This is a genomic window from Burkholderia sp. AU39826, assembly GCF_020419965.1.
In the GTDB taxonomy this organism is placed as follows: Bacteria; Pseudomonadota; Gammaproteobacteria; order Burkholderiales; family Burkholderiaceae; genus Burkholderia; species Burkholderia semiarida.
Genome location: NZ_JAIZQG010000010.1, coordinates 76,554 through 101,973, shown reverse-complemented (window position 1 = coordinate 101,973; position 25,420 = coordinate 76,554). Strand labels below are relative to the sequence as shown.

The window sequence follows — 25,420 nt, the reverse complement described above, 5'->3', positions numbered from 1 at the left end:
CCCAGGAACACGCAGGCATCATCAGCCGGGCAAACCGGCGGTTGAGGGCCGCACCGCGCGCGCCACGCGCCGGGAACGACCGCAGGGAGGCATGCCATCTCCGCAGGCGGCAATTGTACGCGACGGCGCGCCACGCACACAATGCAGACGCCGCCGGGCCGCTGCGAAACGACGGCGCCTGCCCGCTGCGCCGTCAGTCGCGCGGCGCGAGCGCGATCCGCGCGATCAGCCGGGGCGCGATCTGCTCGAGCGGCAGGATCGCCGACGCCGCGCCGATCGCCGCGGCCGCCTTCGGCATCCCGTACACGGCGCTCGTCGCCTCGTCCTGCGCGATCGTGTACCAGCCCTTCGCACGCATCGCCTTCAGGCCGAGCGCGCCGTCGCGTCCCATGCCGGTCAGCAGCACGCCGAGCGCCTCGCCCTGCCAGCCGTCCGCGACGCTGTTGAAGAACACGTCGATCGACGGCCGGTACGGCGTGTCGGCCGGATGCCGCGTATAGCCGAGCACGCCGCGCGGCGACAGCGTCAGATGGTCGTTGGTCGCCGCGAGCAGCACGGCGCCGGCCTCCGGCACGCTGCCCTCCCGCGCGACGCGCACCGGCAGCCGCGTATAGCCGTCGAGCCATTCGGCCATGCCGTACGCGAATGCCTGGTCGACGTGCTGGACGATCACGAGTGCCGCCGGAAAATCGGCCGGCAGCGCGCGCAGCAGCGCGGTGAGCGCGGTCGGCCCGCCCGCCGACGCGCCGATCGCGACGAGCGTCGGCTGGCCGCGCGCGGACGCGGGCCCCGGCGGCACGAGCGCCGCGGAGCGGCTTTCGAGCAGCCGGCCGATCTGGTCGATCTTCGCGAGCAGCGCCTGCGGCGACGCGTCGGTCGACAGCCCGAGCGCGAGCGTCGGCGTGTCGACCGCGTCGAGCGCGCCCGCGCCCATCGCCTCGTACACCGACGACGTATTGGCGCTGACGCTCGCCGTCACGATCAGGATCGCGCACGGCGCGCGCGCCATGATCCGGCGCGTCGCGGCGACGCCGTCGACCTTCGGCATCACGAGATCCATCAGCACGACGTCGGGCGGGTGCGCGACGCAGAAATCCACCGCCTCGTCGCCATCGGTCGCCACCCACAGCACGCGATGGTCCGCGCGCAGCGCGATCACGCGGCGCAGCGCCTCCACGGCCAGCGGCAGATCGTTGACGATGCCGATGTTCATTCTCGCGCGTCCCCGATCAGGTCGTGCACGGCATCGAGCAGCGCCTCGTCGTGGAAGCTGCTCTTCGCGAGGTAGTAGTCGGCGCCGGCGTCGAGCCCGCGGCGGCGATCCTCGTCGCGATCCTTGTACGACACGATCATCACCGGCACGCGCTTGAGCATCGGGTCGTTCTTGATCAGCGTCACGAGTTCGATCCCGTCCATGCGCGGCATGTCGACGTCGGTCACGACGAGATCGAACGCATCGCTGCGCACCGCGTTCCAGCCTTCCATCCCGTCGACCGCGACCGTCACGTCGTAGCCGCGCTTTTCCAGGAGCTTGCGTTCGAGCTCACGCACCGTCAGCGAATCGTCGACGACGAGCACGCGGCGGCGCCGGTCGGCGAGCGCGAGCTGCGGATCGCGCGAGACCCGCGCGAGCTGCCCGCCGCGCACGAGCTTGTCGACCGAGCGGATCAGGTCCTCCACGTCGACGATCAGCACCGGGTCGCCGTTCTCGAGCAGCGCGCCGGCCGCGATGTTCTGGATCTTGTTCAGGCGGCTGTCGAGCGGCTGCACGACGAGCATCCGTTCGCCGAGGAAGCGGTCGACCGCGACGCCGTACAGCTCGGGTTCGCCGCCGACGACCACGACGGCCGTACTGGCGCGCGCCACGTCGGGCTCGCCCGCGTCGAGCAACTGGTGCGCGGCGACGAGGCCCGCGCGCCGGCCGTCGAACGGAAAATGCGGCTGCCCTTCGAGCACGTCGATGTCGTCGTGCGCGAGTTCCAGCGTGCGGCGCACGTGCGCGAGCGGGAACGCGTACGGCTCGCCGCCGACCTCGACGAGCAGGCTGCGGATCACCGATAGCGTGAGCGGCAACTGCAGCACGAAACGCATGCCGGCACCCGGCTCGTTGAAGATCCGCACCGCGCCGCGCACGCCGCGCACCATCTCCTGCACCGCATCGAGGCCGACGCCGCGCCCCGATACGTCGGTCACCGCGTCGCGCATCGAGAAGCCCGGCAGCAGCAGGAATTCGAGCAATTCGGGATCGGACAGCCGCGCGGCCGTCTCGTCGTCGGTCAGGCGCTGGCGCACGACGGCCGCGCGCAGCGCGTCCATGTCGACGCCCGGCCCGTCGTCGATCACGCTGACGAGCAGCGAGCCGGCGCTGTGGCGCGCCTCGAGCGTGACGCTCGCCTCGGCCGGCTTGCCGCGCGCGTGCCGCGCTTCGGGCGAATCGACGCCGTGGTCGATCGCGTTGCGCAGCAGGTGGCCGAGCGGCGCGTCGAGCAGGTCGAGGATGTCGCGATCGACCTGCGTGCCTTCGCCGACGATCGAGAAACGCACCTGCTTGCCGAGCGAGCGCGCGAGATCGCGCACGATGCGCGGATACGCACGCGTCGCGTCGCCGAACGGCCGCATCCGGCATTGCAGCGCCTCGTCGTAAAGCTGCTCGGCGATATGCGTGCTGCGCCGCTCGAAGCGGTCGAATTCGTCCATGCGCTCGGCGAGCGAGCGCTGCAGGTCGTTGAGCATGTGCCGAACTTCGTTCATCGACGCGAGCATGCCGGCGTCGAGATCGTCGGCGAACTGCTCGACCATCAGGTCGAGCGAACGGGCCGCGTCGCGCTGCGCGCGCTTCACGCGCAGCATCGATTCGGCGAACGGCTTGAGCCAGCGCGATTCGACCAGCGATTCGCCGGACAGGCTCAGCAGCCGGTTCAGCGTATCGGCACGCACGCGGCGCATCGCGCCGGCGCCCACCACGCGCCCGGCCTGGGCCGGATCGGGCGCCGGGCCCGACACGGCGAGCGGCGGCACCGCGGCACCAGCCCCGACCGGCTCGTTCGCGGCGCCGTCGTGCTCGCGATACGGCACGAACGACGGCGGCGCGGGCGGCGGCGCGGCGGCCGGCGCCTGCATCGTCTGCGCGCCGTCGGCGCCCGTCAGCGCCGCCGCGAACACGTCGATCTCGGTCTGCGACACGGGGTGCCCCTGCGGATCGCCGACGCGCACCAGCAAATCGACGCCGGCCAGCAGCACGTCGACGTGCGTGGCCGTCAGCGCGATCGTGCCGGCCTGCGCGGCGACGAAGCACTCTTCCATCCGCCCCGCGATCTCGACGCCCATCGGCACGCCGACGATGCGGGCGGCGCCCTTCAGCGAATGCGCGGCGCGCATGCACGCTTCGAGCGCGACGGAATCGGGCTCGCCCGATTCGAGCGCGAGCAGCCGCTCCGACAGCGCCTGCGTCTGCGTGCGCGTCTCCTCGCGATACAGCTCGAGCAGCGACAGGTGGCTCAGGTCGTCATCGCCGCTCATCGCATGCCCCGTGTCACGGCGTCGAACAGACGGTCGTCGTCGAGCAGCCCCACCGACTTGCCGCGCCACGACAGCACGCCGCGCGACAGGCCGGCGCTCGCACGCCCGACCGTCGCGGGCACCGGCACCCAGTCGGACGCGCCGAAGCGCAGCACGCCCTCGACTTCGTCCACCGGAAACACGACCGGTTCGCCCTGGTGCGCGGCCACCAGCAACCGCGTGAAACGGCCGTCGCCACCACCGCTCCCGCCGCGGCCGGCCTTGCCGGCATCGAGGCCGAGCAGCGCGCCGATCGAGATCGCGATACGCAGCGTGCCGCGGATGTTGACCACACCGCGCACGGCGGAATGGCGTCGATGCGGCAGCGAATGGATCGGGCGCGTGCCGGCGATCTCACGCAGCACGCCGATCGGCAGCGCGAGCCATTCGTCGGCCACCCGGAACGCGAGCGCCGCATGGCGCGCGTCGCCGGCGTCGTCGCCCGCGCGCGCCGTGCCGAACGCGCTCATCCGGCGCGTGACGTCCGCCATCTCGGCCACGTCGAGCGGACGCTCGAGCAGCCTCGCCGCGTTCGACGCATAGACCGGGCAGTTCAGGCAGCGCTGGCAGTCGTTCAGCCGTTCGCACGAGCGGTCGCCGCGCGTGCCGATCCGGTTCCAGCAGTCGTCGACGTCGAGCGTCGCGTCGTCAGTGGCAGCGGCGTCGCGGTTCATGCATTCCTCCGGTCATCGCGGTGTCGGTCCCATTCCCGTCGTCGTGTCAGCCGGCCGAACGCCGGGCGCGTTCGAGCAGCCATTGCGCGCCCGCGCGATCGCCGCCGACGTCGAGCAGCGTCGCGAGATGCGTCAGCGCCTCGTGATGCGTGGGGCGCAGGTACAGCGCCTTCCGGTAGAAGTCGCTCGCTTCCGCGGCGCGCCCGCGCGCATCCGCGATCAACCCGTTCAGGTAGAACGCATCGGCATGCGGGCCGACGCGCGCCGAGAACTGCGCGAGCACGCGCTCGGCCTCGTCGAACGCGCCCGCGTTCGCCAGCGCCTGCGCATCTTCCAGCGTCGGGACATCGTCGATTGCCGGCGCAATGCCGTCGTAGGCCGGTACGGCCGCCGCGGCGGTCGCCACCGTCAGGTCGGCCCGTGCGTCGACTGCGGCCGTCTCCACGGCCGGCGCCGCCGCGAACGGCTGACGCACGTCGCCGAACCAGGCCGGGGGCGCGACGGCCACCACCGGGCGCGGCGCGGCGAGCGGGGCGACCGTGAAGCGCTCCGCGCGCTGGTGCGGCACCGCGGCGGACAGCGGCGCAACCGGCCGCGCCGCGCATGCATCGGCCGCCGCGCCGGCCGGCTCGCGATGAAACGCGAACGCGAGCGGCACGCGCGCCGAGCGCATCCCGTGCCGCATCGCGACGCCTGTTTCGGCCGGACCGACGAACAGCATGCCGTCGTCGGCAAGACGCGCGTCGAGCGAGCGGATCACGCGATCCTGCGCGTCGCGGTCGAAATAGATCAGCACGTTGCGGCAGAACACGAAGTCGTAGCGAATGCCGGTATCGGCCACCGGCTCGACGAGGTTCGCGTGGCTGAACTGCACGCACGCGCGCACGCGCTCGTCGAGCAGCCAGCCGTCGCGGGTCGGCGTGAAATACCGCGTACGGAACTCCGTCGCCGTCCCGCGGAATGCATTGCGCCCGTAACAGCCGAGCCGCGCCTGCTCGATCGCGCGCGCGCTGAGGTCGATCGCGTCGATCGCGAAGCTAGCCGGCTCGAGCCCCGCATCCAGCAACGCCATCGCCGCCGAATACGGCTCCTCGCCCGTCGAACACGGCGCGCTCAGCACGCGGATCACGCGGCCGGGCATTGCGGCGAGCCGTTCGGCGGCCAGCCGCGCGAGCGTCGCGAAGGCCTCGCGGTCGCGGAAGAACCACGTCTCCGGAACGACGAACAGCTCGATCAGCGCGCGCCGTTCGTCGGCCGACGCGTTGAGCTGCTGCCAGTACGCATCGAGCGCTTCCGGCGTCACGGGCGCCCGCGCAGCCGACGGCACGCGCTCGCCGTCGGCCTGCAATGCATGCACGCGATCGGTCAACGCCCGCATCAGGAAATCGTTGCCGAGCGAATCGGGGTCGATGCCGGTCTCGCGCAGCAACCAGCCGCGAAATCGCGATTCGGACACGTTCATGCAGACTCCTCCCCGTGGCCCGACAGGCCGTCGAACAGATACAGGCGCGCAACGTCGTCGATCAGGTCGGGCACCGACACCTGCTGCACGACGCCGTCGGGCGTGTTCGCGACCCGCCCGAGCCAGCGCGTGCGCGCGGTCGCGATGCCGCTCGCGCGAAACGCCGCGCGGTCGATCCGCATCGTCTGCGTCGCACGCTCGACGATCAGGCCGATCGTGCGCTCGCCGTCAGCGTGACCGGCGCGATAGCGGACCAGCACGAGCCGCGTCGAGCGCAGCGCCTGCGCGCGCCGCCCGAGCGCCAGCATCGGCACGTCGATCACCGGCACCGGCTGGCCGTCGCGCATCAGCAGCCCGGCAATCCAGTCGGGCGCGCCGGGCATCGCCTTCATGACGGCGAGCGGCAGCACCTTGTCGATGCCGGCCGCGTCGAGCGCATAACGCTCGCCGTCGAGCTCGAACATCAGGAACAGCGCGCGCGCGCCGTTCTGCAGATCGGCGCGCGTCACGCGTCGACCTTGAAGCGCGACACGCTGGTGCGCAACTGGTTCGCGACGAGCGTCAGGTCGTCGATCGCCTGCGACGACTGGCGCAGCGATTCGGCCGTCTGCTGCGCGGCCTCCGACAGTTGCGACAGCGCCTGCGTGATCTGCTCGGCGCCGTTCGCCTGCGTCTGCATGCCTTCGTTGACCATCTGGAAGCGCGGCGCGAGCGTCTGCACCTCGGCGATGATCTGCGACAGTTGCCCGCCGACCTGCTGCACGTCGAGCATCCCGCGGCGGACTTCCTCGGAGAACTTGTCCATCCCCATCACGCCCGCCGACACGGCCGACTGGATTTCCTTCACCGTCTGCTCGATGTCGTAGGTCGCCACCGCCGTCTGGTCGGCGAGGCGGCGGATCTCGGTCGCGACGACCGCGAAGCCGCGGCCGTACTCGCCGGCTTTCTCGGCCTCGATCGCCGCGTTCAGCGACAGCAGGTTGGTCTGGTCGGCCACCTTGGTGATCGTCGCGACCACCTGGTTGATGTTCAGCGCCTTCTCGTTGAGGATCGCGAGCTTCGCGTTCACCGAGCCGGCCGCGTCCATCACGCTGCGCATCGTCTCGCCCATCCGCGTGAGCCCGCTCTGGCTCACGCCCGCGAGCGTCGCCGACTGCTCGGCCACGCCGGCCACCTCGTTCATCGTGCGCAGCAGGTCGCGCGACGTCGCGAAGATCTCGCGCGAGGTCGCGCCGATCTCGGTCGTCGTCGCGGCCGTTTCGTTCGCGGTCGCCTGCTGCTCGCGCGAGGTGGCCGCGATCTCGGCCACCGACGTCGTCACCTGCAGCGACGATTGCTGCGCGCGCGACACCAGCTCGGTCAGCTCGTCGGCCATCCGGTTGAAGCCCGTCTCAAGCGTGCCGAACTCGTCGCGGCGGCGCAGGTCGAGGCGATGTGTCAGGTTGCCGGTGCGCATCACGTCGTGCACCTCGACGAGCCGCGCCATCGGCACGGTGACCGACCGGTACAGCATGTAGCCGAGCCCGAGCGCGGACAGCAGCATGAACGCCAGCGCGGTCGCCAGCACGATCTCGGTGTCCTGCACGGATTCGCGGATCAGCTTCGCGGACTGCTCGGCGAACTTGCGGTTCTCCTGCACCAGCACGTTCGCGTTGCGCACGACCTCGGTCCACGCGGGCAGCGTTTTCGCGTACGCGGCGACCGCGTCTTCGCGCGACGCACGGCCCTTCTGCACTGCTTCGTTCAGCAACGGCACGTAGTGATCGTAGGCGCCGCGGAACGCCGTGAAGCGCTGCCGGTCGTCGTCGCGAAACGTCGTGTTCTGGTAGTCCACCGTCAGCGACTCGACCTCCTTCAGCGCGTCGGCGATCTTCGCGAGATCGCGCTGCGCGGCGTCGGGATCGGTTTCGACGAAGATCGCGCGCTGCAGCAGCGTGAACGATTCGTTGACCGCGCCGCGCAGCGTCGACGCGAGGTAGACGCCGGGCAGCGAGTCGCGCTCGATGCTGACGGCTTCGGCGTTGATCGCACGCAGTCGCTCGTACGACACGCCGGCCGTCACCAGCATCAGCACGAACAGCACGCCGAAGCTGAGCAGGATGCGATTGCCGAGCGTCAGCCGGGCGGCGCCGATCGTCGGATGCAGGCTTTCATTGGTCGCGCGGGGCGTCACGGTGGCCATGTTCGTTATGGGCTTTCTAAATTCAGCGTTGAAAAAACCGCGCCCGCGTGCGCGCCGAATGGCGCGCCACGAGCGCATCGAGGTCTCTCGGGCGGCGCGGCGGCGGCAGGCCGCGGCAGGCCGCGCCGCGACATCACCGCTCCGCCTGCGCCGGCAGCCGAAGCGCGACCATGAAACCGCGCGCCGTATTGCGCATCAGGATCTGGCCGCGATGCCGCGCCGCCGTTGCGCGGACGAATGCGAGGCCGAGGCCGAAACCGCCGCGCGCCGCGCCATGCGCGGATTCGAGCTGCACGAACGACTCGGTCGCGGCCGTGCGCTGCTCCGGCGCGATGCCGGCGCCGGCATCCTCGACGCCGATCAGCCAGGCGCCGTCCTCGCCGCCCAGCGTGCAATGTACGTCCATCCCGGCCGGGCCGTATTTCAGCCCGTTGTCGACCAGGTTCGCGACCGCGCGCGTCAGCATCATGCGGTCGCCCATCGTCACGCACTCGCCGTCGGGCACGTGCGCGATCACCCGGCAGCCGAGCCCGGCCGCCTTCTCCCACAGCTGGTCGACGGCGTCGACCACGATCTCGTTGAGACTCACGACTTCGTGCGCGCGGCGCTCGGACTGCGCGCGGGTCAGGTGGATGAAGCCGTCGGCGAGCGCGAGCGCGCGCCGCGCATGGCCGGCGATGCGCTCCATGATCGCCGGCATGTCGCCGTGTTCGGCCCGGTAGACGTCGAGCAGCGCGAGGATCGACGTCTGCGGCGAACGCATGTCGTGCGACAGGAAATCGAGCGCCTCGTCGCGCTGCCGCGACATCAGGTACGAATTCGAGTGGTAGCGAATGCGCGCGGTCAGCTCCATCGCGTCGGGAAGTTTCACCAGATAGTCGTTCGCGCCGGCAATGAACGCCTCGCGCTTGACGATCGGCTCTTCCTTCGCCGACAGCACGATGATCGGCACGCGCGCGGTGCCGGCGTCCGCGCGCCACGCGCGCACGAGATCGAGGCCGTCGATCTCCGGCATCACGAGATCCTGCAGGATGACCGTCGGCTTCACGTCGCGCGCGACCGCCATTGCCCGATGTGCGTCGGTGCACACGTGCAGGTCGATGTCGTGCTCGCTGCGCAACGCGCGGCGGATCACCTCGCCGACGAATGGCTGGTCGTCCACAAGGAGGACCGATAACCCCGATTCGAGGCAATCCGAGGCATTATCACTACTCGATTCTTTCATAAATCCAGTTTCAAACGCCGAATCTCCAAACGATTCTTTCATAGGAGTTGTTTATCCGACTTGGACGCCATCTTATATTGGCAGTTGAAAAACCCGCCTGATTCCGCCGATTAGGCCTGTCGGCACTGCCTTGCGGGGCTTCGGGCGCCGTTGTTTCCCCGTCGACGACCGCATTACCTCCGCATTCTTTCTCTCAATAAACATAACCGGCTGATTCTAAATGAAATTAGAACACAGCATCTATCTCCTTCCGGTTTAGTTTTGCCAAATATGCAGAAAGAGACGGCAACGGATAAATCGGATCATTTCCGGATTCGACGCACGATAACGTTTGCGAGACCCGCGCCATAAGGCTTGCATGTCGTGCAAGGCTGCGGGATCGGTCGTATTGGGGCCTGATCGTGGCGAGTCAAATCGGCAGTGCGAGGGGAAATCGCGCGGCGGGCGACGCTCGATCCGCATGCGTATGAGAACCGGCGGGGAGCCGGCAGGACGCCGGCCCCGTGGGTGTGAGTCGTGAGCCCGCGGCCGATCAGCCGCGCGCGTGCTGCGCGGACACTTCCTGCAGGTCGAGGTCGCGTTCGAGCGCGTGCAGCATCTCGTCGTGAATGCGCCCCGACCGGTGCAGGCGCAACAGCTCGGCGCGCCCGGCCCGGATCGCGGCCAGCACCACGTCGTAGTGCGCGGTGCGCAGTTCCGCCGGATACGCGGGCGCGTTCTTCGACCGTTCGGTCAGCTCGGCGCGATACGTGTACTGCTCGAGCAGGCGCGGATGGATCACGACGCCGTTCTCGTCGCGCACGAGCGGCTGGATCGCCGCGAGCTGCGCGGCCTCGACGTACGCCCACGTCTGCGGCTCGGTCAGGTGGTGCGCGGCGCGCTCGTCGCGCGGCGGCAGGCGCAGCAGCCGGATCAGCGGCCCGATCGTCGTGCCCTGCAGCAGCACGGTGACGAGGATCACCGCGAACGATGCGACCAGGATCACGTCGCGGCCGGGCAGCGCCTCGGGCAGCGACAGCGCGATCGCCAGCGTCACCACGCCGCGCATCCCGGCCCAGCTCATGATCGTCGCGGCCTTCCAGTCGGGCGCCTCGCCGCGACCCGCGAGGCCGCGCACCGGCCACTTCAGCGCCTCGACCGCGTAGATCCACACGAAGCGCGACACGATCACCGCCGCCAGCACCGCGAGCACCGGCGGCACCATCGTGCCGAGCACCTGCTCGAAGCCGCCGAGCCGATGGATCGCGCCGCGCAGCGACAACCCGATCAGCACGAACACCAGCGCCTCGAGCAGGAACACGATGACCTGCCAGAACGCGGTGCCGCGCGTGCGCACGGCCGCCGAAAACACTTCATGCTGATGCCAGCCGACGATCATGCCGGCCGTGACGGTCGAGATCACGCCCGACACCTCGACCATTTCACCCGCGATGTACGCGATCCAGCCGGCGATCACCGCGACGGTGATCACGAGATAGTCGTCGTCGAGCAGCTTCAGGAACCACACGACGAGCTTGCCGACCACGAAGCCGACCACCACGCCGCCGAGCCCGAGCTCCGCGAAGCGCACGACCGCGTGCTCGAGGCTGAACGCGCCGGTGAGCGCGGCCGCGACCGCGAAGCGGAACAGCACGAGGCCGGCCGCGTCGTTCAGCAGGCTCTCGCCTTCGAGCAGCACCATCAGCCGGCGCGGCAGCGCGACGCGTTCGAGCACGGCCTTCGCGGCCACCGCATCGGGCGGCGACACGATCGCGCCGAGCGCGAAGCACGCGGCCCACGGCAGCGTCGGCACCACCCAGTGCACGGCGAAGCCGACCGCGAACGTCGTGAATACGACCGCGCCGATCGCCAGCATCAGGATGCCGCCGACGTTGCGCTTGAATTCTTCCCACACGGAGAAGTACGCACCGTCCATCAGCAGCGGCGGCAGGAACACCAGCAGCACCAGCTCGGGATCGAGATCGATCGGCGGCAGGCCGGGGATGAACGCGATGCCGATGCCGCCGATCAGCAGCGCGGCCGCGGGCGGCAGCCGCAGCCGCTTGGCGATGCATTCGAGCGCGACGATCGCGAGGAATGACAACAGGACCAGCTTGAATGCCGAGACGGGGGACATGAATCGACCTCGTGAAGAATGAATTCGCGCGTTCCGGCGTCGTACCCCGGCCGGCAGTTTCGCGCGATTACATCACGAGGCGACGCCCATCGTCGAGCCCGTGTCGGGCAGTTCGGCGCGCGGGACACGCGCGGCGCCGCACCGCGCTCGCGACGCGCCATGAAAGAACGGCACGCGGGCCGGCCCGATCGCCCGCCCGCGTGCCGCCGTGGCGCCGCGCCGCCTGCCGCGCGTTACCGGCGCCGCACGACCATCAACCGCGGCTCGGTCATGTCCTCGATCGCGTAGCGGACGCCTTCGCGGCCGAGGCCCGAATCCTTCACGCCGCCGTACGGCATGTTGTCGACGCGGAACGACGGCACGTCGTTGATCACGACGCCGCCCACCTCCAGCTCGTCCCAGGCGCGCTGCGCATGCGTGAGCGAATCGGTGAACACGCCGGCCTGCAGCCCGAAGTCGCTGTCGTTCACGCGCGCGAGCGCGTCGTCGAAGCGGTCGAACTTCTCGAGGATCGCGACGGGGCCGAACGCCTCCTTCCGGTAGAGGTCCTGCTCGCGCCCGACGTTCTCCAGCAGCGTCGCCTCGAACATCGCGCCGTCGACCTTGCCGCCCGCGACGATCTTCGCGCCCGCCGCGACAGCCGCGTCCATCCAGCCCGACAGCCGGCGCGACTCGGATTCGGAGATCATCGGCCCGACGAACGTCGACGGATCCTTCGGATCGCCCATCTTCAGCGAACGCGTCTTCGCGATCAGCTTCTCGCGCAGCGCGTCGTACAGGTCGGCATGCACGAGAATCCGCTGCACGCCGATGCAGCTCTGGCCCGACTGGTAGTACGCGCCGAACGCGAGGCGATCGACCACGTAGTCGAGCCGGTCGCGCTGGTCGGCATCGACGATCGCGGCCGCGTTGCCGCCGAGTTCCAGCACGACTTTCTTCTTGCCGGCCTTCTCCTTCAGCGCCCAGCCTACCGCCGGCGAACCGGTGAACGACAGCAGCTTGACGCGCTCGTCGGTCGTGAAGAGGTCGGCGCCGTCGCGATGCGCGGGCAGCACCGAGAATGCACCCTTCGGCAGGTCGGTTTCCGCGAGCACCTCGCCGATGATCAGCGCGCCGATCGGCGTGCGGCTCGCCGGCTTCAGCACGAACGGGCAGCCGGCCGCGAGCGCGGGCGCGACCTTGTGCGCGGCGAGGTTCAACGGGAAGTTGAACGGCGAGATGAACGAGCACGGGCCGACCGGCACGCGCTTCGTGTAGCCCGTATAGCCCTGCGCCCGCGCGGAAATCTCGAGATTGACGATCTCGCCGTCGATGCGCACCGATTCCTCGGACGCGACGCGGAACGTGTCGATCAGCCGCGTGACTTCGCCCTTCGAATCGTTGATCGGCTTGCCGGCCTCGATGCACAGCGCCTCGGCCAGCTCATCGAAACGTTCGCGAAACCGCGCGACGCAATGATCGAGCACGGCCTGCCGCTTGTAGGCCGGCATCTCGCGCATCGGCTTCGTGGCGTCGACTGCCGCGGCGATCGCCGCGTCGATCGCCTTCGCGTCGGCCAGCGCGACGCGCGTGGCGACCTTGCCGCTGAACTTGTCGGTCACCTCCAGATCGGTGTTCGCGTAGACGGCTTCGTTGGCGAGATAGTACGGATAGGTTTCCTTCAACATGGAACGACTCCTTCCTGTGAACGGGGAATTCAGAGTTGCGCCGACAGGCGCTTGATCTCGCGGTTCAGCACGCGCTCGTTGTCCGAGTAGTCGATCGGCACGTCGATCACGTGCACGCCCGGCGACGCGAAGCATTCGCGCAGCAGCGGCTCGAGATCGTCGGCCGACTCGACGCGATGCCCGTGCGCGCCGTAGCTTTGCGCGTACGACACGAAATCGGGGTTCTGCAGCGTCATCGCGAAATCGGGAAAGTTCATGTTCTCCTGCTTCCAGCGGATCATCCCGAACGCGTCGTCGCGCAGGATCATCACGACGATGTCGAGCTTCAGCCGCACGGCCGTTTCGAGCTCCTGCGAATTCATCATGAAGCCGCCGTCGCCGCACACGGCGATCACCTTGCGCCGCGGATGCACGATCTTCGTCGCGATCGCCGACGGCAGGCCCGCGCCCATCGACGCGAGCGCGTTGTCGAGCAGCAGCGAGTTCGGCTCGTGCGCACGCCAGTAGCGCGCGAACCAGATCTTGTACATCCCGTTGTCGAGACAGACGATGCCGTCCACCGGCAACGCGTTGTACAGGTCGTTCACGATCCGCACCGGGTACATCGGGAAGCGCGGATCGTGCTGGCCCTTTTCCAGATGCGCGTCGAAATGCGACTTGATCATCCTGAAGCGCTCGAAATCCCAGTGCGATTGCGGCGTCAGCGCCTCCTTCATCTGCCACACGGCATTCGCGATGTCGCCGACCACCTCGATCTGCGGGAAATAGACGGGGTCGACCTGCGCGCCGAGGAAGTTCACGTGGATCACGGTCTTGTCGTCGGTGCGCATGAAGAACGGCGGCTTCTCGATCACGTCGTGGCCGACGTTGATGATGCAGTCCGCATGCTCGATCGCGCGATGCACGAAGTCGCCGTCGGACAGCGTCGCGTTGCCGAGCCACAGCGGGTGCGTCTCGTCGATCACGCCCTTGCCCATCTGTGTCGTGAAGAACGGAATGCCCGTCTTGTCGACGAATTCGAGCAGCATCTTGCAGGTGGTCTTGCGGTTGCCGCCCGCGCCGATCATCAACAGCGGATGACGCGCGGCCTGGATCGCGTCGACCGCATGCGCGACCGCCTTCTCCTCGGCCACCGGCCGCCGGCTGTAGCTGCGCGGGATCGGCTTGCCGTCGCCCTCCTCGTGCGCGATGTCCTCGGGCAGTTCGAGGTGCGCGGCGCCCGGACGCTCTTCCTCCGCGCGGCGAAACGCCTCGCGCACGGCCGACGGGATGTTGCCGATCGACACGATCTGCCGCGTGAACTTCGTGAGCGGCTGCATCATGTCGACCACGTCGACGATCTGGAAGTGGCCCTGCTTGCTGGACTTGATCGGCTTCTGCCCGGTGATCATCAGCATCGGCATCCCGCCGAGCTGCGCATACGCGGCGGCCGTCACGAAGTTCGTCGCACCCGGCCCGAGCGTCGCGAGACACACGCCGGTGCGGCCCGTGAGGCGGCCGTAGGTGGCGGCCATGAACCCGGCCGCCTGCTCGTGCCGGGTCAGCACGAGCTTGATCTTCGATCGCCGCAGCGATTCGAGCAGATCGAGGTTTTCTTCGCCGGGAATGCCGAACACGTACTCGACGCCTTCGGCTTCCAGCGCCTTCACGAACAGATCCGATGCTTTCATGGGACTCTCGGTTATGCCGCCTGCCCGGCCTACGGACACGCGGCGTTCAGGACGCGCGCCGGCCTACGGCACGCGGACGCCTTACCTGCTGGACACAAACCACGGCACTGCTCGCCGCGCGGCACGCGATGCCGGAGCGTGATGCGCGATGCGCGGCGGCGCCTCCGGATGATGGAGGACGAACGGATCCGCCCGCGCGCGGCAGCTCGCGCGAACGGCAAAGACGTTTTCGATTGTAGACGGATTCCTGAAATTCCGGCTTCGACCGGATGGCCGGCTCCGCCAGCGGAAAGATCGGCCTGACGGCCAGTCAACACCCGCCGACGCGCCGGCCGGGCTGTAATGGCAACGATGTTCCATTCAACAGACATGTGAACCATGGTTGACACACTGCAATTCATGCCCTACAGTCCTCCTGCATTCAGCATCCGGACCACCGACGTCTTCGACGCCTGGTTTGCCGGCCTGCCCGATCGCATCGCGAGGCGCCGCATCCAGGCGCGCATCGACCGCCTGTCGATGGGCAATCAGGGCGACGGAAATCCGCCGGCTCGCCCGTCGTCGAAATGCGCATCGATCATGGGCCCGGCTATCGCGTCTACTACGCGAGGCGCGGGACGATCTGGGTGATCCTGCTCTGCGGCGGCGATAAATCGACGCAACAGGCCGACATACGCGCCGCGCACGCAATGCTCGCGCACCTCGACATGGAGTGATCGATGGACAAGATCAAGACGCGGCTGTGGGATTCGGCCGAACACCTGAAAACCGAAGACGACATGGCCGACTACTTCGACGCCTGCCTGCAGGAGGCCGGCGACGATCCGGCCTTCATCGCGCACGCGCTCGGCGTGATCGCCCGCGCGCGCGGCATGTCGCAGGTCGCGCGCGATGCGGGCCTGTCGCGCGAAGGGCTGTACAAGGCGCTGTCGCACGACGGCAATCCGAGCTTCGGCACGATCCTGAAAGTCATCAAGGCGCTCGGCCTGCAATTGCGCGGCGCCAAGGCGGCCGCGTGATCCGGCGGCGCGCGGCGTCGCGTCATGCGCGCAACGCCCGTGCCCGCGTCAGTGCAGCCAGCCGGCCGCCCAGCGCGGCGCCAGCGACACGAGATACAACCCGAGTCCGATCAGCCCGCCGACCAGCGTGCCGTTGATGCGGATGTACTGCAGATCCTTGCCGATGTTCAGTTCGATCTGTCGCGACATCTCGCGCGCATCCCAGTTGCGCACCGTGTCGCGAATGTGACGCATCAGGAAATCGGCAAAATCGGGCGCCATCTCGTGCACGGCCTTCTCGATATGCTCGTTCAGCGACGCGCGCAGCGCCGGGCTCTCGGCGAGCCGCGCGCCGAGCCAGCCGCCGAGCGTCGCGGCCTGCCGGTGCAGCGCAGAATCGGCGCGCGCGAGATCGGCCTTCAGCCAGGCCCGCAACTGGCCCCACAAGTCGCGCACATAGTCGTTGAACGCGTCGCCGTCGCGGATGTAGCGCTTGATCTCGTCGCCCTTCGCGATGAATGCGGGGTCGTGCTTCAGCCGTTCGGTCAACCGCACGACCGTCCGGTCGAAGCGTTGCCGCAGTTCATGCTCGGGGTCGGCCGCCACGCCTTCCAGCACGCGGCTCACCGCACTCGCGAGCATCCGCGCGCCGTTCTCGCCGAACCACTGCGTCGGCATGATCTTCTCGACCTTCGGGTATTGCGTCTTCAGCCATTCGACGATGAACCCCGCGATCACCTCGCGGTTCTCTTCCTTGCCGAGCACGTCGACCACCTGCTCGATCGCGTCGTCGAGCAGCGCCTGGTGGCGGCCGTCCTTCGTCAGCGTGTCGAGGATCGCGCCGGCCGATTGCGACAGGTCGACCCGGTCGATCACCGCGCGGAACGCATCGTGGACGAACGACTGGATCCGCGCGTCGTCGGTCATGTCGAGCGCGAAGCTCATCAGCTTCGTCACGTAGCCGCCGAGCGCGTCGGTGTTCGCCGGCTCGCCGAGCCACGCGCCGAGCATCCGCGCCGGGTCGTGCTGGCGGATCTGCGCGGCGAGCGCGTCGGGGCCGAGGAATTTCTCGCGCACGAACACCGCGAGGTTGTCGGCGATCTTGTCCTTGTTCTTCGGGATGATCTCGGTGTGGCGCGACACGAACGGAATCGGCACGCGGCGGAACAGCGCGACGACCGCGAACCAGTCGGCGAGCGCGCCGACCATCGCGGCTTCGGCGACGGCCTTGAAACCGTCGACCCACGGTCCGCGCGGCAGCAGGATGGTCGTGACGAACACCGCGACGGCCGCCAGCAGCAGCCAAAGCGCACGGCGCTTGCTTCGTTTCAGTTCGAGGGCTTTGTCTGGCGTCATGGAGGACGGGCGGATCGGCGATGTCGTTAGGGTCTGTTTACATACGGAACGCACATGCGTTGCCACGAGAACGGCCGCTCGCGAGGCGTGCGACGCCGCGAATACTGGACGTATTCGCAAGGAGCACAACGCGGCGAGCGGCCGTTCTCGTGGCAACCCCAAATTAAGAAATCATTCCAGGGGAATGCCCGAAATCGCCCGCATGGCGGCGTCGCGCGTCACTTGTTTGGCTCGGCCAAACGGCGCTCCTTCCTCCTTGCCCTACGAGCGATTTCGGGCATTCGCATGTGCGTTCCGTATGTAAACAGACCCTAATATCCCCGATTTCGCCGCAGCCGACAAACCCGCGGCCGGCGTCGCACACACGGCGCATGCGCGCCGCGTGTGCCGCGCTACATGAACGCCTTCAGACTGACCGCCGGATCGGCCAGCTTCACCGGATCGGGCACCGCGCCTGCCGCGATCAGCCGGCGCGACGCGCCGATGTCGCGCCCGAGGTTCGCCGCGGCCACCGCGACGATCCTGCCGTCGTCGCCGAGCCCGAACACCGTGAACGGCCCGCTCGCCGGATCGCCGCGCACGACGATCGTGCGTTCGCCGCCGAACAGCCCGAGCATCTGCAGGTTGCAGTCGTACTGATCGGACCACAGCCACGGCAGCTCGGCATAGCGCTCGTCGGCGCCGAGCAGGTTCGCGGCCGCGACGGCCGGCTGGTTCTCGGCCACCTGCCACGATTCGATCCGCACATGCCGCCCGAGCAGCGGATTGAAGTGCATCGTCACCTCGCCCGCCGCGAAGATCGCCGCATCGGCCGTGCGGCAGCCCGCATCGACGCGTATCCCGTTGTCGACGTCGAGCCCGGCCGCCTGTGCGAGCTCGACGTTGGGCACCACGCCGATGCCGACCACGACGATATCGGCCGGCACGTCGCCGCGATCGGTTTCGACGATCGCGCCGCCGCCCGGCGCGCGACGGATCGCGCGCGGCAGCGTCGCCAACCGGAAGCTCACGCCGCGCCCATCGTGCAGCCGATGCGCGAACGCACCGACCACTTCCGGCAACGCTCGCTGCAGCAACCGGGGCGCCGGATCGATCACCGTCACGTCGCAGCCGAGCTGGCGCGCCGCCGCCGCGACCTCGAGGCCGATGAAGCCGCCGCCGAGCACCGCCACGCGACGCCCCGCAGCAAGTTGCGCACGCAACGAACGTGCATCGCCAACGGTACGCACGTAATGCGGCACGACGCCCTCGTCGACCGGACCACCGAACGCACGCACCCGCGAACCCGTCGCGAGCACGAGTCGCGCATACGGCAGCGTCGTCCCGTCGTCGAGGCGCACGCGCCGTGCATCGCGCTCGATCGCCTCGACGCGCGTGCCGAGCCGCAGCGCGATGCGCTGCGCGTCGTACCACGCCGCATCCCGGATGAACGCGCGCTGTTCGCCGCCATCGCTCAGCAGCGCGTCCTTCGACAGCGCCGGCCGGTCGTACGGCAGCTCGCGCTCCGCGCCGATCATCACGATGCGCGCCGCCGCATCGCGTGCGCGCAGGGCTTCGGCGGTGCGCCGCGCCGCGTGGCCGGCGCCAACGATCACGAACGGATCAGCCGACATTGACTTCCACCTGCCCGTCGACGATCCGGATCGGATAGGTCCGCACCGGCTCGGTGATCGGTGCGCATTTCGGCGCGCCCGTGCGAATGTCGATCAGCCCCTGGTGCAGCGGGCATTCGACGCAGCCGTCCTCCACATAGCCTTCGGACAAGCGCGCGTGACCATGCGAACAGAGGTCGTGCATCGCGAACAGCTCGTCGCCGATCCGGAACACGGCGATCGGCTTCTGGCCGGCGACGCGCGCCGCCGGTTCGTCTTCGGAGAATTCGTCGAAAGCGCCGAGCGGATGCCACTCGGCCAGCGTTGCTTCGGTCATGTCGTTTCCTTGCGTCGTCGGAGCGGTCAGATCGGCGTCGCGAGCAGCGTCTGCACGCGCGACGTGTCGTAGATCACGCGCTTGGTCTTGTAGCGCAAGCCGTCGGGCGTGCGGACCACCGTGTCGTAGTACTTGCCGGCCTGGTACACGTTCGATTCGCCGTTGCTGCGCGTCTGCACGACCACGTAGTTGCTCTCGGTATCGAATTCGCCGTCGCGTTCGGCGACGATCGTCAGGCCCGACGTCATGTGCCGGTACGTATGCTCCTCGTAGATGTTCGCGTGCCGTAGCGACACCACGCGGTCGCGCAGCATCCGCTGGTTCGTGCAGTGGACGATCCCGACCGGCAGCCCGAGATCGGCGTTCTCCTTCGGCACGATTTCGTACGTGCAGTCCTCGGTGAACATCTCCGGCCAGTGTTCGAGCCGGTCGTTGTCGAGGTGCCCGATGTAGCGGTTCTGGAGCATGTAAATCTCGAACCACGTCTTCATGTCTTCCGTCATTTCTTGCTCCCGCCTCAATAGCCCATCAGCTTCTGATAGCCGACCCAGAACTTGCGGATCAGGCTCTCGGTGATCACCGTGTCCTGCTGGTCCGGATTGCCGCGCGACATCTCGATCACCGACGTCGCGTCGGCATCGCGCACCGTGCCGCGCTGCACGAGCTCGGTCGCCTCCGTGTCTTCCATCGAGATGTAGCCGGCCGGCCCGACCAGGTTCGCCTGCTTGATGCGCAGCGCGCGCAGCTCGGGCGTGTCGTCCGCATAGCCGAAGAAGTGGAAGATCAGCTCGAAGTTGTCCGGCCCCTTCGGCAAGATCTGCCGCGCGACCAGCGTGTTGTGGATCTGCTGGATCACGAGCTGCGGGAAGATCGGCTGGATATGGTTCGTGCAGTCCTCGTCGTATTCCGACACGAGATCGAGGATCGACTCGTCTTCCAGATGGAAGCCCTCGTCGAACGAACGGATGTTCTGCTGCTTGTACGCGGCCGACGTATCGTCGCCCGTCTTCGTCACCGTGATGATGCTGTGCAGCCCGTGGTTCGCATCGGGAATCGAGCGCGCCTTCATCCCGACGCGGAAGATGTTGAAGGTCGTATGGAACAGGTGCAGCATGCTCGCGTGATACGGGTCCTTCACGTTCTCCATGTACAGCTTCCAGTTCGACTTCGAATACTGGCGCGTGCAACCGAGATACTCGATCGGCTTGTGGAAGATCCGGTCGATCCACGGGCGCATCTGCTCGCCGAGATAGTCGGGCAGCGGCGCGACCTCGTCGCTGAAGGTCGCGAACACGAGCCCGCGATAGCTGTCGACGCGCAGCTTGCGCAGCCCGTGCTGCTTCGGATCGAAATCGGCCGGCATTCCGGTCATCCCCTTCTGGCCGCGCCGGAACGGCACGCCGAGCAGGTTGCCCTGGTTGTCGAAGCTCCACTGGTGATAGACGCACGTGTGCGAACTCGCGTTGCCGCGCGACTTGCGGCACACCTGCGCGCCGCGGTGCGCGCAGCGGTTCACCCATGCGGACAGCGCGCCGTCCTCGGTGCGCGTGACGACCACGGGCGTGTCGCCGACGAACGTGCTCTTGAAGTCGCCGGCGTTCGGGATTTCCGCTTCGAGCGCGACGAAATTCCACGTCGGCCCGCGGAAGATGCGTTCCTGCTCGCGATCGTAGACCGCCCGCGAGCTGAACACCTTGTACGGCACGCGCGAGCCGTCGTCGTGCGGGAAGGTCACGTCGGATGCGTCGCCGCGTGCGGCGAAAACGACGGGCGATTCTGTCTGCTCCATGTCGGACTCCTTGTCGATCCGTTGCGTTGAATGCATGGAGCCGATTTTTGAAAAGCTAATATTCGGCGTCTATCCGGAAAGTGCGATTGCGGCGGCGCAATATCCACTTTCGGCGAATTTCTGCGCTAGCATGACGGCACACGCGGCTGACGCACGATCGCGCCCCCGTTCGCCGGATCGAAGCGCGTGCCGCCCATACCAAGGCTGAAGCCCATGTCCCCAACGTCGTTCGAGCCGCTCGCGCTGCGCGCGCACCGGCTGTTCGAATCCCGCGATCTCGACGAGACGCGCGAGCGGATCTCGCGCGTGATGCAGCCGCACGCGCTGCTGCCGAACGGCCGCGTGCACGGGGCCTCGCACATGGATTTCGTCAGGCTGGGCGGGCTCGGGATCGGCACGATCGCGTTCGGCGACGCGATGCGCGTGCAGGTCGACGCAGTCGACGGCTATTACCTGCTGATGTTCTGCCTGTCCGGGCACGCGGAAGTCCATGCGATGGGGCGTCGGCTCGGCGTCGACGGCCAGACCGGCGTGCTGTGCGCGCCCGGCGAGCGCTTCGACGCGGTGCTGTCGGCCGATTGCGAACAATTCGTGCTGCGCATCGACACGGCGACCGTCGGCTCGCTGACCGGCGACCCGCGCGCGACGCTCGATCCCGTGCTGCACGTCAGCGACGCCGCGCTCGCCGCGTGGCGCCAGCAGTTGATGCTCGTCGCGCGCTCGCCCGAGCTGCTCGAACGCGCGAACGCGAACCCGCGGGTCGCGTCGCAGCTCGAGCATCTGCTGATCGACCTGCTGATCGAAGGCCATCCGCCGTCGTCCGTGCCGCACGCGTCGCACCGCGACCCGGCGCCGGGCTTCGTGCGGCGCGCGCAGGAGTTCGTCGATGCGCATTACGCGCAGCCGCTGCAGCTCGCCGATATCGTCCAGGCCGCCAACGTGCCCGAACGGACGCTGCGCGACGCGTTCCTGCAATTCCGCGGCATGAGCCCGATGCAATACCTGCGCGCGACGCGGCTCGCGCACGCGCGCGAACTGCTGCGCGGCGCGGCATCCAACCGGCGGATCGCCGATATCGCGCTCGACTGCGGGTTTACCCATCTCGGGCGGTTCGCGATCGCGTATCGGGAAAAGTTCGGCGAATCGCCGTCGGAGACGCTCGACGGGCTGCGCTGAACGCACGCCCGCGCGTTTTCGGGCGGACGCGCCCGCGGCAGCGCGGGCAGTTGCCTGTTGTATGGCACGCGCGCACGGCGACAAGCGGGCCGACGATCATTGCGGTACCGCGCGGCGCCGACCGCTTCGGTGGCCGCAGCCGTCTCCGGCACCGGTCGCTGCGATGGCGCGCGCCGCGCGAGCGGCGTCAGCGGCGTCGGCGGTTAGTGCCGCTGGTGCCCATGCCTGCGCCGTTTGCGCCGGTCATGCCGGTTGCGCTGTGTCGGCAGCGCCCGCGGGCGGCAATCGCGGGCCATCCAGCCGCGACGACGCGCAGGCCAGCGCGCGTTCCACCTGTTCGAACATCGCCCGCGTGGCGGGGCTATGCGGGCACGCGCGCAGCAGCAATTCCAGCCATTTCAGCCGCCGCGCCAGCATCGGCACGACCATCGTGCGCACGATCAGCCGCTGATCCGCGTCGGACGGATCGAAACGCGCGCACGTGTCGACGAGCGCGTCGAGCGTCAGTACTGCCTGAGTCGGGTTCGTCATGAGCGTCATGAACAGAGCCACCGCCCGCATCGCCGCGGACGGATCGTGAAAGTGAACGGCGAACGCGCGCGCCAGCGTGTCTGGCGCACCGGCAAGCACGTCGCCACAAGCGCGGACCGCGTGGCGTTCAAAACGCGTGCCACTCGGCGGCCCCACCCGCTGCCGCTACCGGCACGCTCGGTGGCCGCGCCGCCGCCGGAGGCTGCACCCGCGCCGCAGGCGCAACCGCCGGCGCGGCGGGCTCGTCCGGGGAGGCCTCCGCCAGCCGGAACGCCGACATCGCCGCCTGCAAATGGCCGGCCTGCTCCTCCAGCGAATGCGACGCCGCGGCCGCCTGCTCGACGAGCGCCGCATTCTGCTGCGTCACGCCCTCCATCTGCCCGATCGCCACATTGACCTGCTCGATTCCCTGGCTCTGCTCCCGCGACGCGGCCGCGATTTCGGCGACGATGTCGGACACCTGCTTGATCGCCTGCTTCACCTGCCCCATCGTCGCGCCGACGTCCGCGGCCTGCTGCGCGCTGTCATGGATCATCGACACCGACGCACCGATCAGTTCCTTGATCTCCTTCGCGGCGCTCGCGGAGCGCTGCGCGAGGTTGCGCACTTCGCTCGCGACCACCGCGAAACCACGCCCCTGTTCGCCCGCGCGCGCCGCTTCCACCGCCGCATTGAGCGCGAGAATGTTGGTCTGGAACGCGATTCCCTCGATGACGCCCGTGATGTCGGACACCCGGCTGGAGCTGCTGCTGATCTGCTCGATCGTCGCGACCATGTGCTGCACGGCGTCGTGGCCTGCGTCCGCGATGTCCGTCGCGCGAGTCGCGAGCGTGTTCGCCTGCTGCGCGTTGTCGGCGTTCTGCTTCACGGTCTCCGTCAGTTGCGTCATGCTCGATGCGGTTTCCTCGAGCGACGCGGCCTGCTCTTCCGTGCGAGCCGACAGATCGGCATTGCCGCTCGCGATCTGGTGCGAAGCGATCGCGACCGACTCCGCGCTGCGCTTGATGCCGCGCACCGTCGTGCCGAGCTGCCGGTCCATCGTCTCCAGCGCGCCGAGCAACTGGCCGAATTCGTCGTGCGAGTCGATGTCGATCCGGTTGTCCAGCCGGCCGCCCGCGATTTCGTCGGCCACGCGCACGGCCTTGCCGAGCGGCGTCGAGATATGCCGCAGCAGATGCGCCGACGCCCACACCGCGACCAGCAGACCGACACCGATCAGGCCGATCGCGATCCACAGAATGTTGCGGAAGGTCGATTCGCTGTCGTCGACGAACGATTTCGCCTGCTCGACGTTCAGCGCGATGTCGTCCTCTAGCGCCTGCCTGAGCAGGTTCGCGGTCGGCGACAGCCGCTCGATCACCGCCTTGGCCGCGTCGGGATCGCCGCCATTCATCGCCGCGGCCACGTCGTTCACCCCGGCCCGGAACTGCGGCAGCACGCTGCGGATGCGCTCGGCGATGATGCGTTCCTTGTCGCTCGTGATCGATTCCCCGTAATAACGGCCCCAGATCGTATCGAGACGGCTTTGTTGCGTGCGAATGTCGTCGACCGCGCTGCGCATGAGCACGGGGTCATGCTCGGCCTGCAGCCGGCGCATTTGCAACCGTATGTTGAACGCGAGCGCACTGATTTCCGTCAATTCGACGATCGGCACCGTATTGCCCGTATAGGCGCGATGGAGATTCGAATTCAGTCTGGACAGACCGAATACACCGAACGTGCCAATTGCGACCATCAACGCGACGCACACCGCAAGGGTGGCAAAAATCCTGAACTTTATGCTTTTCGCAAATCGACTCACCTCGTTCCCCTCCGGTTTTCCAGGTCGGCAATGAATGAAAAGTGCCGCTTCATGACCCTGGTTTACGGGGAGAAAATCAGATTATTTATGATTCGATATTGCAATAATTAAAACCACACACAGCAAAAATCAATATGTGCCGCCACCCATTATCTCATTATTACGTTTATTTTTTAATACATTAAATTGGGCGCAGCCTGAGAGACGCTTATTTCGCCGGCCAGTTATCTCATTAATAGGGCGGCCGGCGCCCGATCGACGGCACGAAGCCGCGGCGACAAGCCCGATTCCCCCTCGGAGGAGCGCGTCGAAATAGGCCGTTAGTTGCGATTCGTGCTCGAGTCAGGTCACGTCACCGGCACGAACATCTGCCGTGCAATCGCACAGAACGCCGCCGTGGCCGCGCTCTCACCGTGCAGCCGGCGGCTCATGATGATCGGTGACGTTGCGGCCGGCTCTGGCAGCCGCCGGTAAACCACCCCCTTCACGCGCACGCCCTCCACGCTTTCCGGCACCAGCGACACGCCCACCTGCGCGGCTACGAGCCCAAGCGCCGTCTGCAACTCACGCACCTCGTGCACGGCCGCCGGCACGACCGCGCCGTCGCGCAGCGCCGACAACTGCTGATCGGCGAAGCTCGGCCGCGGCGTGCTCGGGTAGACGATCATCGTCTCGTCCGCGAGATCCGCGAGCGTCAGCGGCCGGGCCGGATCGGCGAGCCGATGCCCGAGCGGCAGCGCCGCGATCAGCTTTTCCTCGATCAGCGCCTCGCGCACCAGTTGGTCGTCGTCGAAGCGCAAGCGGCCGAACCCCACGTCGATCCGCCCGCCCTTCAGCGCGCCGAGCTGTTCGAGCGTGAACATTTCGATCAGCGACAGCTCGACGTCCGGCTGCGCCTCGCGAAACGCGCGGATCACGTCCGGCAGCGCGCCGTACAGCGTCGACGGCACGAAACCGATCACGATCCGCTCCGACAGTTGCGCGAGCCGCCGCGTCAGCGGCCCCAATTCGTCGGCCTGGTCGACCAGACGTTTCGCCTGCGCATGGAACACGCGCCCGGCATCGGTCAGTTTCAACGGCCGCGCGCCGCGCTCGAACAGCGGCAGCCCGATCTCCTCCTCGATCGCCTGGAGCTGGCGGCTCAGCGGCGGCTGCGTCATGTGCAGCCGCTCCGCGGCCCGCGTGATGTTCATTTCCTCGGCGACGGCGATGAAGTAACGGAGCTGACGCAATTCCATTTCATGCCTCAAAGGTATGGAAGTAGTCGGAAAGAGTGTTGGACGACG

The 25,420-nt window shown here is 68.2% G+C and carries 20 protein-coding genes, 1 pseudogene and 1 riboswitch; of the genes and pseudogenes, 3 read left to right on the top strand and 18 right to left on the bottom strand.

Annotated features, from left to right (window positions below; translation table 11 throughout):
• Nucleotides 1-5: 5 nt before the first annotated feature.
• Nucleotides 6-111, bottom strand: a riboswitch (Fluoride riboswitch).
• An 82-nt stretch (nucleotides 112-193) separates the two neighbouring features.
• The 10 genes from LGM42_RS18790 to LGM42_RS18745 form a co-directional block, all read right to left on the bottom strand.
• Nucleotides 194-1,213 (bottom strand): chemotaxis response regulator protein-glutamate methylesterase, encoded by a 1,020-nt coding sequence (locus LGM42_RS18790; protein ID WP_060311385.1) that lies wholly within the window; start codon nucleotides 1,211-1,213, stop codon nucleotides 194-196.
• Nucleotides 1,210-3,519, bottom strand: a complete 2,310-nt coding sequence (locus LGM42_RS18785; protein WP_060311387.1) for a hybrid sensor histidine kinase/response regulator — start codon at nucleotides 3,517-3,519, stop codon at nucleotides 1,210-1,212. Before LGM42_RS18785 ends, LGM42_RS18790 begins: the two co-directional genes overlap by 4 nt.
• On the bottom strand, nucleotides 3,516-4,232 hold the full coding sequence (locus LGM42_RS18780) for a chemotaxis protein CheW (RefSeq protein ID WP_226232869.1): 717 nt from the start codon (nucleotides 4,230-4,232) through the stop codon (nucleotides 3,516-3,518). The genes LGM42_RS18785 and LGM42_RS18780 overlap by 4 nt, the downstream gene beginning before the upstream one ends.
• Before the next feature lie 46 nt (nucleotides 4,233-4,278).
• Nucleotides 4,279-5,694, bottom strand: a complete 1,416-nt coding sequence (locus LGM42_RS18775) for a CheR family methyltransferase (RefSeq protein ID WP_099317197.1) — start codon at nucleotides 5,692-5,694, stop codon at nucleotides 4,279-4,281.
• A complete protein-coding gene (locus LGM42_RS18770; RefSeq protein ID WP_226232868.1) occupies nucleotides 5,691-6,203 on the bottom strand; it encodes a chemotaxis protein CheW in 513 nt (170 codons plus the stop codon). Before LGM42_RS18770 ends, LGM42_RS18775 begins: the two co-directional genes overlap by 4 nt.
• On the bottom strand, nucleotides 6,200-7,876 hold the full coding sequence (locus LGM42_RS18765) for a methyl-accepting chemotaxis protein (protein WP_059573752.1): 1,677 nt from the start codon (nucleotides 7,874-7,876) through the stop codon (nucleotides 6,200-6,202). Before LGM42_RS18765 ends, LGM42_RS18770 begins: the two co-directional genes overlap by 4 nt.
• A gap of 133 nt (nucleotides 7,877-8,009) precedes the next feature.
• Nucleotides 8,010-9,143 carry a hybrid sensor histidine kinase/response regulator gene (locus LGM42_RS18760; RefSeq protein ID WP_059573751.1) on the bottom strand — a complete coding sequence of 378 codons (1,134 nt, stop codon included), beginning with the start codon at nucleotides 9,141-9,143 and terminating at the stop codon, nucleotides 8,010-8,012.
• Between the two features lie 490 nt (nucleotides 9,144-9,633).
• Nucleotides 9,634-11,217 carry a Na+/H+ antiporter gene (locus LGM42_RS18755; protein WP_060311393.1) on the bottom strand — a complete coding sequence of 528 codons (1,584 nt, stop codon included), beginning with the start codon at nucleotides 11,215-11,217 and terminating at the stop codon, nucleotides 9,634-9,636.
• Between the two features lie 233 nt (nucleotides 11,218-11,450).
• Nucleotides 11,451-12,884 (bottom strand): aldehyde dehydrogenase family protein, encoded by a 1,434-nt coding sequence (locus LGM42_RS18750; protein WP_226232867.1) that lies wholly within the window; start codon nucleotides 12,882-12,884, stop codon nucleotides 11,451-11,453.
• 29 nt (nucleotides 12,885-12,913) lie between these two features.
• Nucleotides 12,914-14,554 carry an acetolactate synthase large subunit gene (locus tag LGM42_RS18745; protein WP_226232866.1) on the bottom strand — a complete coding sequence of 547 codons (1,641 nt, stop codon included), beginning with the start codon at nucleotides 14,552-14,554 and terminating at the stop codon, nucleotides 12,914-12,916.
• Between the two features lie 399 nt (nucleotides 14,555-14,953).
• Here LGM42_RS18745 and LGM42_RS18740 point away from each other — a divergent pair.
• Both LGM42_RS18740 and LGM42_RS18735 read left to right on the top strand, forming a co-directional pair.
• Nucleotides 14,954-15,270, top strand: a pseudogene (locus tag LGM42_RS18740) (type II toxin-antitoxin system RelE/ParE family toxin).
• Nucleotides 15,271-15,273: 3 nt separating this feature from the next.
• Nucleotides 15,274-15,573, top strand: coding sequence for an addiction module antidote protein (locus tag LGM42_RS18735; protein ID WP_226232865.1), 300 nt, complete (start codon nucleotides 15,274-15,276; stop codon nucleotides 15,571-15,573).
• A 48-nt stretch (nucleotides 15,574-15,621) separates the two neighbouring features.
• Here the strand turns inward: LGM42_RS18735 and LGM42_RS18730 are convergent, their stop codons facing one another.
• The 5 genes from LGM42_RS18730 to andAc form a co-directional block, all read right to left on the bottom strand.
• A complete protein-coding gene (locus tag LGM42_RS18730; protein ID WP_089465445.1) occupies nucleotides 15,622-16,908 on the bottom strand; it encodes a DUF445 domain-containing protein in 1,287 nt (428 codons plus the stop codon).
• Nucleotides 16,909-17,300: 392 nt separating this feature from the next.
• The gene (andAa, locus tag LGM42_RS18725; RefSeq protein WP_226232864.1) at nucleotides 17,301-18,521 is read right to left on the bottom strand and encodes an anthranilate 1,2-dioxygenase system ferredoxin--NAD(+) reductase; all 1,221 of its coding nucleotides are present in this window, start codon (nucleotides 18,519-18,521) and stop codon (nucleotides 17,301-17,303) included.
• Complete coding sequence (gene andAb / locus LGM42_RS18720; protein WP_039344765.1) at nucleotides 18,511-18,837, bottom strand: anthranilate 1,2-dioxygenase ferredoxin subunit AndAb; 327 nt, start codon at nucleotides 18,835-18,837, stop codon at nucleotides 18,511-18,513. The genes andAa and andAb overlap by 11 nt, the downstream gene beginning before the upstream one ends.
• Before the next feature lie 26 nt (nucleotides 18,838-18,863).
• Complete coding sequence (gene andAd / locus LGM42_RS18715) at nucleotides 18,864-19,340, bottom strand: anthranilate 1,2-dioxygenase small subunit AndAd (RefSeq protein WP_006479528.1); 477 nt, start codon at nucleotides 19,338-19,340, stop codon at nucleotides 18,864-18,866.
• Nucleotides 19,341-19,354: 14 nt separating this feature from the next.
• Nucleotides 19,355-20,626 carry an anthranilate 1,2-dioxygenase large subunit AndAc gene (gene andAc / locus LGM42_RS18710; RefSeq protein WP_034174903.1) on the bottom strand — a complete coding sequence of 424 codons (1,272 nt, stop codon included), beginning with the start codon at nucleotides 20,624-20,626 and terminating at the stop codon, nucleotides 19,355-19,357.
• A 213-nt stretch (nucleotides 20,627-20,839) separates the two neighbouring features.
• On the opposite strand from andAc, the gene andR reads away from it, so the two are divergent.
• Entirely contained in the window at nucleotides 20,840-21,802 is a 963-nt protein-coding gene (andR, locus tag LGM42_RS18705; RefSeq protein ID WP_226232863.1) for an anthranilate 1,2-dioxygenase regulatory protein AndR, read from the top strand.
• A 243-nt stretch (nucleotides 21,803-22,045) separates the two neighbouring features.
• Here andR and LGM42_RS18700 read toward each other — a convergent pair whose 3' ends face one another.
• The 3 genes from LGM42_RS18700 to LGM42_RS18690 all read right to left on the bottom strand — a co-directional run bounded on the left by LGM42_RS18700 (nucleotide 22,046) and on the right by LGM42_RS18690 (nucleotide 25,372).
• A complete protein-coding gene (locus LGM42_RS18700) occupies nucleotides 22,046-22,432 on the bottom strand; it encodes a hypothetical protein (protein ID WP_226232862.1) in 387 nt (128 codons plus the stop codon).
• A gap of 28 nt (nucleotides 22,433-22,460) precedes the next feature.
• A complete protein-coding gene (locus LGM42_RS18695; protein WP_060311410.1) occupies nucleotides 22,461-24,134 on the bottom strand; it encodes a methyl-accepting chemotaxis protein in 1,674 nt (557 codons plus the stop codon).
• A 347-nt stretch (nucleotides 24,135-24,481) separates the two neighbouring features.
• Entirely contained in the window at nucleotides 24,482-25,372 is an 891-nt protein-coding gene (locus LGM42_RS18690; protein WP_059573741.1) for a LysR family transcriptional regulator, read from the bottom strand.
• Nucleotides 25,373-25,420 lie beyond the last annotated feature (48 nt).